General features: G+C 38.9%; 16 protein-coding genes. 1 reads left to right on the forward strand and 15 read right to left on the reverse strand.

Annotation, left to right across the window (positions count from 1 at the left end):
• Nucleotides 1–131 precede the first annotated feature (131 nt).
• Both LC455_RS01995 and LC455_RS02000 read right to left on the reverse strand, forming a co-directional pair.
• The gene (locus LC455_RS01995) at nucleotides 132–488 is read right to left on the reverse strand and encodes an ArsR/SmtB family transcription factor (RefSeq protein ID WP_223587885.1); all 357 of its coding nucleotides are present in this window, start codon (nucleotides 486–488) and stop codon (nucleotides 132–134) included.
• Between the two features lie 21 nt (nucleotides 489–509).
• Nucleotides 510–2,255: a SulP family inorganic anion transporter gene (locus LC455_RS02000; protein WP_223587886.1), complete on the reverse strand. Its 1,746-nt coding sequence runs from the start codon at nucleotides 2,253–2,255 to the stop codon at nucleotides 510–512.
• Nucleotides 2,256–2,600: 345 nt separating this feature from the next.
• Here LC455_RS02000 and LC455_RS02005 point away from each other — a divergent pair, with 345 nt between their 5' ends.
• Nucleotides 2,601–3,386: a TIGR00266 family protein gene (locus LC455_RS02005; RefSeq protein WP_223587887.1), complete on the forward strand. Its 786-nt coding sequence runs from the start codon at nucleotides 2,601–2,603 to the stop codon at nucleotides 3,384–3,386.
• A gap of 178 nt (nucleotides 3,387–3,564) precedes the next feature.
• On the opposite strand, the gene LC455_RS02010 is transcribed toward LC455_RS02005, so the two are convergent.
• The 13 genes from LC455_RS02010 to pruA form a co-directional block, all read right to left on the reverse strand.
• Nucleotides 3,565–4,047 (reverse strand): DinB family protein, encoded by a 483-nt coding sequence (locus LC455_RS02010; RefSeq protein WP_223587888.1) that lies wholly within the window; start codon nucleotides 4,045–4,047, stop codon nucleotides 3,565–3,567.
• 62 nt (nucleotides 4,048–4,109) lie between these two features.
• Entirely contained in the window at nucleotides 4,110–5,114 is a 1,005-nt protein-coding gene (locus LC455_RS02015) for a hypothetical protein (RefSeq protein ID WP_223587889.1), read from the reverse strand.
• Nucleotides 5,111–5,614, reverse strand: coding sequence for an ABC transporter permease subunit (locus LC455_RS02020; protein WP_223587890.1), 504 nt, complete (start codon nucleotides 5,612–5,614; stop codon nucleotides 5,111–5,113). Before LC455_RS02020 ends, LC455_RS02015 begins: the two co-directional genes overlap by 4 nt.
• The gene (locus LC455_RS02025; protein ID WP_223587891.1) at nucleotides 5,615–5,986 is read right to left on the reverse strand and encodes a hypothetical protein; all 372 of its coding nucleotides are present in this window, start codon (nucleotides 5,984–5,986) and stop codon (nucleotides 5,615–5,617) included.
• Nucleotides 5,987–6,103: 117 nt separating this feature from the next.
• A complete protein-coding gene (locus LC455_RS02030) occupies nucleotides 6,104–7,564 on the reverse strand; it encodes a DUF4153 domain-containing protein (protein WP_223587892.1) in 1,461 nt (486 codons plus the stop codon).
• Nucleotides 7,565–7,633: 69 nt separating this feature from the next.
• On the reverse strand, nucleotides 7,634–8,272 hold the full coding sequence (locus LC455_RS02035; RefSeq protein WP_223587893.1) for an HAAS signaling domain-containing protein: 639 nt from the start codon (nucleotides 8,270–8,272) through the stop codon (nucleotides 7,634–7,636).
• The gene (locus LC455_RS02040; protein ID WP_223587894.1) at nucleotides 8,253–8,600 is read right to left on the reverse strand and encodes a PadR family transcriptional regulator; all 348 of its coding nucleotides are present in this window, start codon (nucleotides 8,598–8,600) and stop codon (nucleotides 8,253–8,255) included. Before LC455_RS02040 ends, LC455_RS02035 begins: the two co-directional genes overlap by 20 nt.
• Nucleotides 8,601–8,705: 105 nt before the next feature.
• Nucleotides 8,706–8,882, reverse strand: coding sequence for a hypothetical protein (locus LC455_RS02045; protein ID WP_223587895.1), 177 nt, complete (start codon nucleotides 8,880–8,882; stop codon nucleotides 8,706–8,708).
• Between the two features lie 84 nt (nucleotides 8,883–8,966).
• The gene (locus tag LC455_RS02050; RefSeq protein ID WP_223587896.1) at nucleotides 8,967–10,409 is read right to left on the reverse strand and encodes an amino acid permease; all 1,443 of its coding nucleotides are present in this window, start codon (nucleotides 10,407–10,409) and stop codon (nucleotides 8,967–8,969) included.
• A 335-nt stretch (nucleotides 10,410–10,744) separates the two neighbouring features.
• On the reverse strand, nucleotides 10,745–10,999 hold the full coding sequence (locus LC455_RS02055; RefSeq protein WP_440446369.1) for a hypothetical protein: 255 nt from the start codon (nucleotides 10,997–10,999) through the stop codon (nucleotides 10,745–10,747).
• 85 nt (nucleotides 11,000–11,084) lie between these two features.
• Nucleotides 11,085–12,377 carry a Glu/Leu/Phe/Val family dehydrogenase gene (locus LC455_RS02060; protein ID WP_223587897.1) on the reverse strand — a complete coding sequence of 431 codons (1,293 nt, stop codon included), beginning with the start codon at nucleotides 12,375–12,377 and terminating at the stop codon, nucleotides 11,085–11,087.
• Nucleotides 12,378–12,424: 47 nt separating this feature from the next.
• Entirely contained in the window at nucleotides 12,425–13,627 is a 1,203-nt protein-coding gene (locus LC455_RS02065) for an ornithine--oxo-acid transaminase (protein WP_223587898.1), read from the reverse strand.
• 26 nt (nucleotides 13,628–13,653) lie between these two features.
• On the reverse strand, nucleotides 13,654–15,198 hold the full coding sequence (gene pruA / locus LC455_RS02070) for an L-glutamate gamma-semialdehyde dehydrogenase (RefSeq protein ID WP_223587899.1): 1,545 nt from the start codon (nucleotides 15,196–15,198) through the stop codon (nucleotides 13,654–13,656).
• Nucleotides 15,199–15,300 lie beyond the last annotated feature (102 nt).

Genomic DNA, 15,300 nt, shown 5'->3' on the forward strand with positions numbered 1-15,300 from the left:
ATTTCTACCAATTTCTGTGTCGAATATGACTATTAAATTGGTGGATGCACAAAGCCAGACAATGACTTTGCAGGATTTTGTCGAAAAGTTATTGTAATCGCTTACTGATGTTCACTAAAAGACCGACGAATTTAATTCTTCGGCCCAACGGTTTCTTCTTCATCTTCTTCTTTAAATTTATCCAATATTGTAATGGTATCAACAAGATGATTATTAAAGATTTGTCTGGCAACAGCCAACAGTTCAATAATCATCGGGTCCTTCAGTGTGTAAATGACCTTATTTCCCTCTTTAGTTCCTGTAACTATATTTTTAGCTCTTAAGATCGTAAGCTGTTGGGAGACAGCAGAGCCTTCACTGCCAACCAGAGTTTGGATTTCGTTGACGTTTTTATCCCCTTCTGCTAATAGTTCCAAAATGCGGATTCTCAATGGATGCGCCAGCGCTTTAAAAAAATCCGCTTTAAACTGCTGCATTTCAAGATTCAATTCTTCCACTCCTAATTATTATTAGACGGTAGCTGTTAGTCCCTTCCTACCTTCAACAGCCTCAGTGGCAGATAGCTTCTTACATTCCCTGAAAGCAAAATGCTTACAGCCAAGGCATTTATTTTTATTAATTTGCTCCAGGGCATATTGAATGGCTTCTCCAGTATGCTCAAAAAAATGCTCCCCGCCTATCGTTTGATACAAACCAGTTCTCTTTAGAACGCTTTCCGGCTGGGCATTTAAGCCTGATATCAATACTATACCATTTTTCGAAAAATGATGAACAATACTAGATAAATTTGCTTCACCTGTTGTATCCATCAACGGGACCCTGCTCATTCGCAGCAATAAAATTTGGGGGCGGTAGTTTATTGTGCTCATAATGGTTTTTTCAAATGTTTCGGCTGCCCCGAAGAATAAAGGACCTTCGACATTAAAGATGCTGATTTGCGGGCAGTCATGTGTATCAGTAACCATGCCAGTTTCTATTTTTTCATTCTTATGCTTTCGATTTGGCAAGGCCTTTGCCGTGATCATTAGGTCGCTCATCCTTTTTGTGAACAAAAGGGCTGACATGACGAGCCCCACCTCCACAGCGGTTGTCAAATTCACAAAAATCGTCAATAAAAACGTAACTGAAAGGACTAGTGAATCTGTCGATTTTGTTTTTAAAATATGAGCAAATACCTTCCTTTCACTCATATTCCAGGCAACGACCATTAAAATAGGTGCCATAGAAGCAAGTGGGATGTATGATGCATATGGTGCAAAAAACAGCAGCACCAGCAGGACGACAATTCCATGGATGATACCTGAAAACGGCGACACAGCACCATTTTTAATATTAGTGGCCGTCCGGGCAATCGCTCCTGTTGCGGGAATACCGCCGAATAATGGTGTGATTATATTGGCAATTCCCTGCCCGATTAGTTCCTTATTACTGTTATGCCGGCTATTCGTCATCCCATCGGCCACAACAGCAGACAGAAGTGATTCAATTCCGCCAAGCATCGCAATGATAAAGGCGGGTTTCCATAATTTCATATATTGCTCAATATTCAGGTTCGGTATATGGAGTGCAGGAAGTGTACTTGGAATTTCTCCATATGACGTTCCAATGGTTGCGACTTGTGACGGGTAAAACAAGGTTGCTGCAAGTGTGGATACAATTAAGCCGAGAAGCGGCCCAGGAACCTTAGGTGCAATTTTTGGTGTAAAAATAACCGTTATTAAACATATGAGTGCTGTGATAATACTAAAAACATTCATTGAGTTAAGATGGACTATGATTTCTTCAATGTTGCGAATAAATTCCTCATGCTTCCTGATACCCTCTAAACCTAAGAAACTAGCTAATTGTCCAGTGAAAATCGTAACCGCGATCCCTGCAGTGAACCCGATTGTTACTGGTCTAGGGATATATTTAATGAGCGATCCAAGTTTCAATGCCCCCATTAGGAGAAGAATGACACCTGCCATAAATCCAGCAACCAGAAGATTTTCATAACCGTATGTCATCACCACTCCAAACAAAATTGGAATAAAAGCACCGGTTGGACCGCCAATTTGATATTTCGATCCTCCCAACAGAGAGATGAGAATTCCTGCAACAATCGTCGTATAGATTCCATACTCTGGCTTCACCCCTGAAGCAATAGCAAACGCCATACCAAGTGGAATTGCGATAACTCCGACAATCAAACCCGAGAGCAAGTCCTTTGGTACGCTTTTTAATGAATATTGATGGAACCTATTGTCACTGAACATATGCACCCTTCTTATCTTTTTATTTTTGTATATCTGATTATTTGAATATAGAATAATTCGCATATTCTAGCAAGAGTTTTGTTTGAAAAATAAACCAAAAATTTTAGCTTGTCTTCTTGGTTCCATTAATGTTAAGATGGTTAAGCGATGAGCTGAATTGTGTAAGCCGAAAAACATTCCTTTTAGGAACACACAATGTGGGGTGTGGTTTTTCGCCTCAATACGCAAAAGACGTCTGTTTTTAACAGACGTCTTTTTATTTTATCTTCATTTAAAAATAGTATATTTTTCCTAAATTTTTTATAATGTAAATAGGTGAACATTATAACATTTGGAGGGATTACAATGAACAATCACGAAATCGACTACAAGATTTATGGCGATGATATGCAGTTCGTCGAAATAGAACTTGATCCTCATGAAACAGTTGTAGCAGAAGCAGGAAGCTTCATGATGATGGAAGATGACATACATATGGAGACCATTTTTGGTGATGGATCTGGAGGCGGCGGCCTGATGGGAAAACTATTTAGTGCAGGTAAACGTGTTCTTACAGGTGAAAGCTTGTTTATGACTACCTTTACAAATAACGGTGCAGGAAAAAAGCGGGTTTCCTTTGCCTCTCCTTACCCTGGTAAAATCATACCAATGGATTTAAGCCAACATGGCGGAAAAATCATTTGTCAAAAGGATGCATTTCTTGCAGCGGCAAAAGGGGTGCAGGTAGGGATTGAATTCCAGCGAAAAATTGGTGCAGGCTTTTTCGGCGGGGAAGGCTTTATTATGCAAAAGCTGGAAGGCGATGGTCTGGCGTTTGTTCATGCTGGCGGCACGATTATAAAAAAAGACCTCCTGCCCGGCCAAACTCTAAGGGTGGATACGGGCTGTTTAGTAGCGATGACCAGCAGTGTGGGGTATGATATTGAGTTTGTTAAAGGTGTTAAAACTGCATTGTTTGGCGGTGAAGGATTATTCTTCGCGACATTGCGCGGTCCCGGCTCTGTTTGGATTCAATCACTGCCCTTCAGCCGTCTTGCCAGCCGCGTATTTGCTGCAGCCCCTTCTCGCGGCGGAGGAAAAGACGAAGGCAGCATTGCTAAAGGGATCTTTGATATGTTTAGCGGAGATTAATAAGATGGAAAAAAACCGAGCTTCGGCTCGGTTTTTTAACTAAACAGATCTAACTTCTGGTTCTTATTACATATTTTTGGGCACTTACAACTTATTTTTTAACACATACGACATGTTTCCAGAGATTTAATACACAATATTCGATACTTACGACAGTTACTGGATATTAATTGGTAATTCAACTTACACCCTGTTCCTTATCCCAAGACCCCTGCATTTTACGAATCGTCACAATTTGACCAATATGGTAGGCATTGTGAAGAGTAATACTGGTTAGAGTCTCGATCCAAGGATGATTCGAGTCCGGATTAACCGGCTGATCTAATTTTGCATCCTCACATTCACTCACCGCTCTATACCAATCCGTCATAACTGAATTAAACCTTTCGACAGCCTCAGCCCATTCTAACACTGCAGTGAAAGTAGAATCATTATCCCCTTGCTTTTCAGGAATTGGAATTTCTTTAAACCGATTTAAATAACGTTCATTCCAAAAAACCAAATGACTGACGATTTCCAAAATGGAGTTTTCGGATTTCTCCCCTTTCCACACTGCCTGCTCATCTGTAAGTCCTGCAGCAGCACTTTGAAAGGATACGAACCAGCCATTTTTGTTGTGAGATAATAAAAATTGCTCAAGGATGACATCTTTTCGATTCATGGACAACTCTCCATTAATTTTTTATAAATTCACGAAAACCACTTTTTATCCCATTCAGCTTTCTAAAGCTTACGTAAAAGCTCAAAAGATCCTCGTTTTACAAATGTCGTGGATTCGGCCTTTGAAACCTTTTTCTTCTTTTTCACAACCTGCAGGCCATTCATGTTTTCTTCTAGTTCTTTTTTAATCATATTCACAAGCGCAATGACAATAAAAAACCCTATCACAGGACTAAAGATAGTCCAAGGTGCAAGTAAAAATTCTCTGAAATTCTGTCCGATCAATCCTGCCCATTCATTCGTGATTGTTGCAGGAGTTGGCGGCGGCTTATCAGGATCATCAAGTCCAAAGATTCCCGCCCTATTCCTTCCGCCGAGAAACATTCCAAACAGCCCAAGCTGCATTGTTATGTGAAGCGTACTGATCAGCTGCTGAACGGTAAATAAAACGCTGTAAGAACGTAAGTAGGGTAGCAATTGTCTTCTTATTAGATGAAATTTACCCGCCCCCATCAGAATAGAACTTTGTACGAAGGATGTTTTTAATAACTCATCCGTTACATCAGAAGCGAATATTGTGACGGAAGGAACGCCAATAAAAACGAGAATAATAATTTGATAGGTTACAATCGATGAGATGGCTACATCATTAAAATTCCCGACAATCGGAATCATTAAAATTATACCTATGAGAATTAAAGGGATATAACGGAAAGGCAGGAAAAAGTCTTTCACATAACTTTTTAAAAAAGGGGCCCAGATTGATAGAAATATCCCCAATAATCCTCCAATTAGCACCCTTAAGATGGCGACTCCAAATGTGGAAATAAGCGTGAATTTTGCCCCATAAAGCAAAAGCCAATGCATGTCTTCACCATTTCGATTGGTTCCAAGTATATGGTCTTCGGAAGGTGGAAACGGAGCTCTCCCAATGATCTTTCCCTGTTCATTTTTAACTAAAACCTGATGATTATAATCTTTCGGTCCGTAAGCAGGATAGAAAATACTCATTACTAGCAGAAGAAGAAGTAAGGAAGAAGCGATTATTGTTATTTTATATTTCTTCATATTGTTACATGCTCCTTCCCTCTTATTAATTTTGAAATCGTCCAGCCTACTGCTTCAATGACTAACAACGGAATCGAAAACATTAACAAACAAACTACGAGCGAGGCGAAATCTCCTCCCATAGAGATGATTTTTAAAAATTGCTGTGTAAATCCATTAATGTTAAACAAGTATTCAACCAAATAAATATTAGAAAGTAATACCCAAACAATGGTCCTTAGCTGTAAGACAGAAAGTGGAAAAATGTTTCTCATAATATGTATAAGCAGGGTTCTGAGGCGACCGATTCCTTTGGCTTTCGCATAGAGCACATATTGCTGGGATTGTTCATCCGTCATAACCTTAATTAAAAATTGAATCAATAAAAATAAAGGAAGGAAGGAGACTGTCATGATTGGGACAAAGTAGGGCTTTGCACCAAAAACTCCATATAACTGTAAAAATTTAATTCCTGTTTCTTTATAGAGCATGATGACAAAAAACTGAAATAAAAAAATCACTTATAGATCTGGGACTGCTTCAAAAAAGTTAATGCCACTTTTTAAAATATTTCTCAGCTTCTCCGGTGCAAGCATAATCAAAACAGCAAATACCAAACCCATGAAAATAATAAAGATTAAGCTAAAAAATAAGATCGTCATTGAATACTGATAACTTTCGGCAATGTCCAATTGCTTAAAAAACGACAAGTAGGCAGCATCTTTTATTTGGAGAAGAGATTGAAAATCTGATTTCATAAACCCCCAAAACGTTTCAAAATTAAACACAACATGATTTCTTCCAATTCCTAATAAGGATGGAAGATTAAAAATAAAAAGGAAGCCGCCAATAATTAAAACTAGTCGAATAATAATTCGTAAAAATCGTTTCATTTCATCCCCCTTAAAATCAACTTTTTATAATATTCGCAATTTAGATAGACGAAATATGTTTGAGAAAGTTACACAAAAAATGAAAAGCATGCAAATTTTTTTTGCATGCTTTTCTATCTAGTTCAAATCAAGCTCCCTGAGTTTTGCGAAAGCCTGCTCTCTTTTTAAGTTATATGACTGCCAAGGATTATTTTCTGTAAGGGCCTGCTGCTTCCGTTTAATCAATATTCCTTCCAGCCCATTTATTGATTGATCTTTTTCATAAAGGTCAATTAAACCCATTACACCTGTATAAGATAGGTCGTTGAGATAATATATATCGATCTTCCCGCTTTCCGTGTAGCGATCCATATTCTCCTTCACCACCATTTTATCTAAGTCTATTACTGTGATGGTTGTGAAATAAATCAAAGAAGAAATAAAGTAAAAATGAAACAAGGACAGTTTTTCAACCCAGACTTTTACCAATGTATACATGAAGATGACTACAAGGAATATCATGAACGAATGGGCAAGTATCCTAGTAAAAGTGAATCCATAGGCGTCCTCGTACATGCCTAAACGCATAAAGGCAGATATGAGCATTATAAAACTAGCCAATACCAAAAAGGTAAGCAAAATTTGCAAAAACCGCTTTACCAAATTAGCACCATGATTAACCACGGTTAGGACTACTACTGTAATCGATAAATTGATCATCGTGACAAACAATAGTTCAAAGAAGCCTTTTCGTGCGTATTCTGCGTACGTATAATCCCCTTGCAAAGACCCGCTGAAGAAATATTTAAACTGAACCATCGTAAATAATAGGTATACCGCATTGATTACAATTAAAACCGTAATAGTAATAATTGAATCAAGCTTGGAACCTGAAACGTTAGCGGTCTGTTTGATAACTTTAATTTGTTTTTTAGAAAGAATCTGCAGGAATCCAAAAAAGCCAGCGGTATAAAAGAGAATAATTACAACCCTAAAAATACTTTCTACATCGATGACGTTAAACCACTCCGGTATTCCGCCAATCATCCGTTTAAACTGAGCATCTGCTGACATAAGTAGATTTAGTACGATAAATAAAACAGGCAGTGAAATGACCAATCCAATAAGTACTTTTTTCCATATGACGGTCTTCCCCTCGTCAACACCTTGTTTCAATCCCTTTGCAAATACCTGGGAAAACGCCGCATTATATTTTACAGAATTTAATAGCATGGAAAACAGATAAGGAATCATTCCAAGTTGATTCCAATTCATTTGTTTCGGACTGGTGACTAAAACAAGATGAAAGATAACCAAGCAAGGAATTGCCATAATATTGAGTCCATACATAACCTCGTTGTCGTTCAAAAAAAAGCTTGCAGACAGGAGCCAGATGCAACAAAGAATCAAATAGCCTATTCTTTGATGGGAAAAAGTGTATCTGCGGTAACGCCAAAAAAATACCGCGTAAAAACCTAAAATAAATACAAAATAAGAAATTCCAATTTTCCCCCGGAAAAATGCTTCTTCCCCTAAAATACCTATCAGTAAGCATAAAACCAAAAAAAGCCAATCTGATTTATTAATTTTCGTATCCATCGTCATCCCACTTTCATGTAGATTTTCTATATATATAGTTTTACTAGGTATATACTCAAAAAAAACTGCTTATATCGATGCTTTCCTTCCCCAGCGGTAGCCAAACCAGCTAATTGGATAAAGAAAAATGGTAAAAATGATACAAGCAAAAATAAATGTTTTCGTTAATAAAGGTGCAAACCAAGAATGAGGTATGATTTCAAATACTGTCAGAACCATTAACAATAAGTTAGGGATAAGAGAAAGTAAGAAGGTTTTTCTTAAAAGGGTTTTCCCCCTATGGCCAAAACCTTTGCCGATTTCATATCCGAGCAGTGCCCAAAAAAACATGTATAAAAAGGCAATTAGAATAGGAATAGCGGTTAAATGGTGCCAAAGGGCGGAGAGCCATTCCCATTGATAAAGATTATGGGCAAGCGTTAATAAACTTCCTCCACCGAAAAAGATGATATTTAACAGGATGAACAGCCATTTCATATTACTCGGAGTAACCGAGAGCTCCTCGTTCCACAAGCCAGAAATCTCATCCGGACTGCCTAAACGGGATACAATTCTATCATAAATTTCAGCTTCAGTATTAAGATCATAGGATTCAATAAGGATTTCTTCTATATGTGATTCATATTCAAGAAGAATATTCTCTTTTTCTTTATGGTTAATCAATCCCTTTGATAGTTCTTCAAGAAACCTACTCTTTGACCGTTCCATGCTTGGATCTCCCAATTACTTTATTCATAACTTGAACAAAATCCTGCCATTCCCGTGTTTTCTCATCTAACAGTTCTCTTCCGGCATTTGTAATCCGATAATATTTACGTGCGGGACCCTTTTCCTGCTCCTGCCAGTAACATTCAATATACTCCTGCTTCTCGAGCTTGTGCAAGGCCGGATATAAGGTCCCTTCTTTTACGCTCAAGCCATTATCGCTGCGTTGTTCCAGCTCTTTCACTAATTCATAGCCGTACATATCGCGCTCATTTAATAATTGCAATAAGATTAATGAGGTACTGCCTTTCACTAATTCGCGGTTAAACATATTCTCACCTACCTAGAAATATTAGGTACATAGAAATTCTACATCGTTCTAATTCATTTGTAAAGAAAAATAGTGACGAAAATTTAAATCGTCACTGATTTTTTTCTATTTCATTTTAAGGTCGTTTTTTTGGCGCTTAATGAACTGGTCTCTTTCACCGCCATCTGATAATACCTCTTTGAACGCATGATTTGCTTTGTCCCCCAAGAACATTTCTGATGACCGAATCGTTTTTGGTGGAAGGTTATTATTTGGAGCAGCCTGTTCATTCCAATTTCCCATTTCTATCACCTCGATTTTATTGTTTGAAGTATGGACTGAAATATCCAAAAAAACGCTTGGAAAAATCCCAAGCGTTTTTACGATTTAGATAATCATTTTTTTGTTGTCCTGAAGCTGAAGTTCTTGTTCTTCGGTTCCGTCCTGTTCACGATTCTTTTTAATTTTAAAGTGATAGATCAAGTAACATGCTGCCACAAATGGTACGCCGAGATATAATGCTAACCTTTGGGCAGGGTCGAACGCTAAACTAACTAGAACGGATACATTCAATAATAATGCAATAATCGGAAGAAGTGGAAAAAGTGGTGTTTTAAATTTCAGATCTTCCACTTTACCGCCTTCGCGAATAAACTTTCTCCGGAAAGCAATTTGTGACGCCGTGATGGAAATCCAACCGACTTGTGCTCCTAATCCTGCAACGGAAAGCAGCCACATAAAGACGGTTTCTTCTGCAAAAAATCCTGAAAGTAAGGATAATAAAGCAATACCGATTGTAAAAAATAAAGCGTTAATCGGAACTCCACTTTTGTTTACTTTTGTAAGCTTTGGACTTGTCATTTTTTCTTTAGACATCGCATAAAGCATACGTGTTGCTGCATAAAGACCTGAGTTCGCAACAGAAAGCAGGGCAGTTAGAATGACAAAGTTCATAATATCTGCGGCATAAGGAATACCGATACTATCAAAAACGACAACAAATGGACTTTCAACAACTCCCGCTTTTTCCATCGGAATTAATCCAGCTAAAACGAAGATTGCTAATACGAAGAAAAACAGTGTCCGCCAAACCGTTTGTCTAATTGATTTCGGAATGGTTTTCTCTGGCTCTTCACTTTCACCTGCTGCGATACCAATTAATTCGGTCCCTTGGAATGAGAAGTTTACCGCAAGCATCGTAACAATTAGTGCTGTGAATCCGTGCGGCATGATCCCGTGTGCTGTAAAATTAGATAAGAATGGTGCAGCATGTCCGCCCTTCATATCAATGAGACCGAACATGGCAGCGCCGCCCAAAACAATAAACATAATAATAGCTAAAATTTTAATGCTGGAAAACCAAAATTCTGCTTCACCAAACGCTTTTGCTGAAAGAGCATTTAGAGCAAACAATACAATCGCAAATATCGCACACCAAATCCAAATCGGAGAATGTGGGAACCATCTTTGCATAAGCTGACCGGCAGCTAATAATTCCAACGCCACCGTAACAGACCAGCCGAGCCAGTATAGCCAGCCAAGTGCGAACCCTGTTCCTGGTCCAATAAATTTGGTCGTATAAGTTTGGAAAGACCCTGAAACAGGCATGGCAACGGAAAGTTCCCCCAGACAGACCATGGTCAAAAACATGATTAAGCCGCCGACAATATACGAAAGAATGGCACCTGTTGGTCCTGCTTGGCTAATCGTATATCCTGAGCCCAGGAATAGACCAGATCCGATAACCCCTCCAAGTGAAATCATAAACAAATGTCTTGACTTCATCGTTCTTTGTAAATCATGTGATGCATTGTTTTCCGGTAAATTCATTCAATTTCCCCCTTGTTCCCTTGATGAAGAATGCGCTTTCAAAATATAGACAGTTATGTCAAAATAGGATAAATTTTGTAAGAGGAATGGACTTTCACCATCCTGTCACAAATGAAAGATTAAAATATTTGTCGAAATTTATCAACGACCAAATCTTTCTAAATTTATCACTATTTCTATTTTATATAGATGCAATTTCTATGCCAACTTTCTAAATCCTAATTTATGAACATTTTTCGAACAATTATGCCAATTTTTTTTGCAGATTTTAAAAATATTTTGCACATTGGACGCAAAAATACTCTTCCCATTAAAATGGGAAGAGTATCATTTTTTTAATCACTGCCTGTAATTAGTAAATCATCTTGGATAATTGCTAGAGAAGTTTCTTTGGTAACTCTTTGGCCCTTCTTTACATGCAGCGATGTAATATGACCGCTTATGCCAATCGAAATCTCTTCAATCTTACCATTATGGGCTTTAATTAAGAACAATTTTTCCCACTCATATACATGATTGTTCTCTTTAGTTAAAACTTTTTCTACGGTGCCGGAACAAGGACTGTAAATAGTTTCCTTTACCATTCGCAAATTTCTTCACTCCTATAATGATTTCGTTCGTCATAGCGGTTTTGATAATAGATGAAAGTTGAGTTACCATATAAATTTTACTTTTTTATACCCAGCCGCGGAACCTTGATGCCTCGGCCACTTTTTTAATACCAACCATATAGGCAGCTAAACGCATATCTACTTGGTGTGTTTCAGCAGTTTGATAAATATTTCCAAAAGAACCAACCATTACCTTTGCTAGTTTTTCATTCACTTCTTCTTCTGACCAATAGTAGCCTTGATTATTTTGCACCCATTCAAAATAGGAGACTGTTACACCGCCGGCACTTGCTAAAATATCCGGAACGAGCAGGACACCACGTTCTGTCAGAATTGTTGTTGCCTCAAGTGATGTTGGTCCATTTGCCGCTTCCACAACGATGGATGCCTTAATATTTGCTGCATTCTCCGCCGTAATTTGGTTGGAAATGGCAGCAGGAACAAGGATATCACAGTCTAATTCAAGCAGTTCTTTATTCGTAATCGTATTTTTAAATAATTGTGAGAAAGAGCCGAAACTGTCTCTTCTATCGAGCAAGTAATCAATATCTAATCCGTTCGGATCGTAAACGGCACCATTTACGTCAGAAACAGCGACAACTTTTGCTCCTGCATCATGCATAAATTTCGCTAAGAAGCTTCCGGCATTTCCAAATCCTTGAATAACGACGCGCGCCCCTTGTAGCTCGATACCTTTTTTCTTGACTGCTTCTTCAATACAGATGGTTACGCCTCGGGCAGTCGCAGTTTCACGGCCTTGTGATCCTCCTAAAACAATCGGTTTTCCAGTAATAAATCCTGGTGAATCAAACTCGCGCAAACGGCTGTACTCATCCATCATCCAGGCCATAATTTGCGAATTCGTGTAGACATCCGGAGCTGGAATATCTTTTGTTGGACCGACAATCTGGCTGATGGCACGAACATATCCGCGGCTTAATCTTTCAAGCTCTCTAAAAGACATTTTACGCGGGTCGCAAATAATGCCCCCTTTACCGCCGCCATATGGAAGATCTGTAATTCCGCACTTTAAGCTCATCCAAATCGATAAGGCTTTTACTTCTTCTTCGTCTACTTCAGGATGGAAGCGGACGCCGCCTTTTGTTGGTCCCACTGCATCATTATGCTGAGAGCGATATCCAGTGAAAATTTTAACCGAACCGTCATCCATTCGAACTGGAATTCGAACTGTAAGCAAACGAATTGGTTCTTTTAATAATTCATACATTTCGGTTGTATAGCCTAATTTATTAAGTGCTTTTTGGATGACTGTTTGTGTTGAAAAAAATAAATTTAATGATTCTTGCTCTTTTTGCTGTTCTTTCGTAATTTCATCTACCACTTTGTTAGCAGACATATTTCGGCACCCCGTCGTATTATAAATTATGGTTTATTTAAAAATTATTAAGATAATACTGCTTGAATTTTTGCAATGGCCCAGTCGATTTCTTCTTTTGAAATGATTAACGGCGGTGCAAAGCGAATTACGGTATCATGTGTTTCTTTACATAATAAGCCTTCTTCTTTTAATTTTTCGCAATATGGTCTTGCTGCTTCTGTTAATTCTACACCGATAAACAAGCCTTTGCCGCGTACTTCTTTAATCATTGGATTGTTAATTGTTTTTAATTGATCAAGGAAGTATTTTCCTAGTTCTAAAGAGCGTTCCGCCAATTTTTCTTCTTCAATGACTTCAAGTGCAGCCAGGGATACAGCACAAGCAAGCGGATTTCCGCCGAATGTGGATCCGTGTGAACCTGGGTTAAAGACGCCTAAAACATCAGAGTTGGCCACTACACAAGAAATTGGGAACACACCGCCTCCTAGTGCTTTTCCTAGAATCAACATATCTGGCTCTACTTCTTCCCAATCGCAGGCAAACATTTTTCCTGTACGCGCTAACCCGACTTGGATCTCATCAGCAATAAATAAGACATTGTTTTCTTTACATAAATCTGATGCTGCCTTTAAAAACCCTTCAGGCGGTAAGAGAATTCCAGCTTCACCTTGAATTGGTTCCATTAAGAAAGCTGCTGTATTTGGGGTAATTGCTGCCTTTAACGCTTCAAGATCACCATAAGGAATCAATTTAATTCCTGGAAGCATTGGTCCGAATCCACGCTTATACTCAGGATCAGAGGATAATGAAACAGCACCCATTGTCCGGCCGTGGAAGTTTCCTATACACGCAATAATCTCAGCTTGATTTTCAGCAATTCCCTTCACATCATAACCCCAGCGGCGCGCAGCTTTTAGAGCTGTTTCAACTGCTTCCGCTCCAGTGTTCATTGGAAGAGCCATATCTTTATTTGTCAACTTACAAATTTTTTCGTACCACGGTCCAAGTTGATCATTATGAAAGGCACGAGATGTTAAGGTCACTTTATCTGCTTGGTCTTTTAATGCTTGAATAATTTTAGGATGTCGGTGCCCTTGGTTAACGGCTGAATAGGCACTAAGCATATCCATGTAACGATTACCTTCTGGATTTTCTACCCATACACCTTCTGCTTTAGCAATAACGATTGGCAGCGGATGATAATTGTTTGCACCGAATTTTTGAGTTTGTTCAATAATTGTCGTTGATTTTGTCGTTGTTCCGTTCATAATCTTTTCCTCCTTATTTACATGCCTTAGAGCATTTCTGATGTTGTTTTTGCCTGCATATGAAGCAGTAAGTAATCAGGACCGCCTGCTTTAGAATCTGTTCCTGACATGTTGAATCCTCCAAATGGCTGATAACCAACAATTGCGCCGGTACATGTGCGGTTAAAATAAAGGTTTCCAACATGGAATTCCGCCCGGGCTCTTTCAATATGTTCGCGGTTGTTTGAGATTAATGCCCCTGTTAAACCATAGTCTGTATTATTGGCAACCTGCATCATATGGTCAAAATCACGTGCTTTACAGAAGGTCACAACCGGCCCGAAAATTTCTTCCTGCATCAGGCGGGCATTTTCATCTAGATCCGCAAATATCGTTGGTTGAATGAAGTAACCAGTTGAGTCGTCTCCTTCTCCACCAGTCATGAGCCTGCCTTCTTCCTTACCAATTTCGATATAGTTCATGATTTTCTTGAACGATTTCTCATCAATTACTGGTCCCATATAAGTTTCAAGTGATTCCGGGTTTCCTAGTTTAAGTGTTTTCGTTAAGGCAACAGCTTTTTCGAGTACTTCATCATAAACATCCTGATGAACGACAGCCCGGGAGCCTGCAGAACATTTTTGACCTGAGAAACCAAAAGCCGAATAAACGATGGATGCTGCAGCTAAATCTAAATCAGCATCATTATCGACAACCACGGTGTCTTTACCGCCCATTTCTGCAATTACACGTTTTAACCAAATTTGTCCTGGATTTACCTTGGCAGCACGCTCATAAATACGGCAGCCCACCTCACGTGAACCTGTGAAAGATACAAAACGAGTTTTCGGATGGTCCACAAGATAATCACCAATTTGTGCGCCACTGCCTGGGACAAAATTTAATACTCCACTTGGCAGCCCTGCTTCATGCATTAACTCAACAAATTTTGCGGCAACAATTGGCGTAGAGTTTGCAGGCTTTAATAGAACGGTATTACCGGAAACAATTGCTGCCACTGTTGTACCTGCCATAATCGCTAATGGGAAATTAAATGGTGAAATAATGATCCCGACACCTAGTGGAATATAGCTAAATTGGTTATATTCTCCGGCGCGGCTTTGAACTGGTACACCTTCTTTGATTTTCAACATTTGTCTGCCATAGTACTCAATGAAGTCAATTGCTTCTGCTGTATCAGCATCCGCTTCTTTCCACGGCTTTCCTGCTTCTTTTACTAGATAACTAGAAAATTCGTGCTTTCGGCGGCGCAAGATGGCAGCAGCTCGGAATAAGATATTAGCTCGATGCTCCGGTTTCCATGTTTTCCATGATTCAAAAGCTGTCAATGCCGCAGTCATCGCTTTTTCCGCTAATTCTTGATCGGCCATTGAAACGCTGCCAATGACCTCTTCTTTATTAGCCGGATTAATAGAAACGATTTTTTCTTCGGTCGTAATCTTTTCACCGCCAATGACCACTGGGTAATGAGTTCCTAACTGGGATTGGACATATGCTAGTGACTCTTCAAAAGCTTTAATATTTTTTTCATCTGCAAAATTTGTAAACGGTTCATGTGTATACGCTTGCATTTTTTTACCCCCTTTTATTGTTCCGTTAAAACATTATGCAAGTTCCGTGCCAACATTATTTTTGCGGTGTAATAGGGTTCCTGATAATCATACCGCCATTAT

It is taken from the genome of Neobacillus bataviensis, assembly GCF_019969725.1.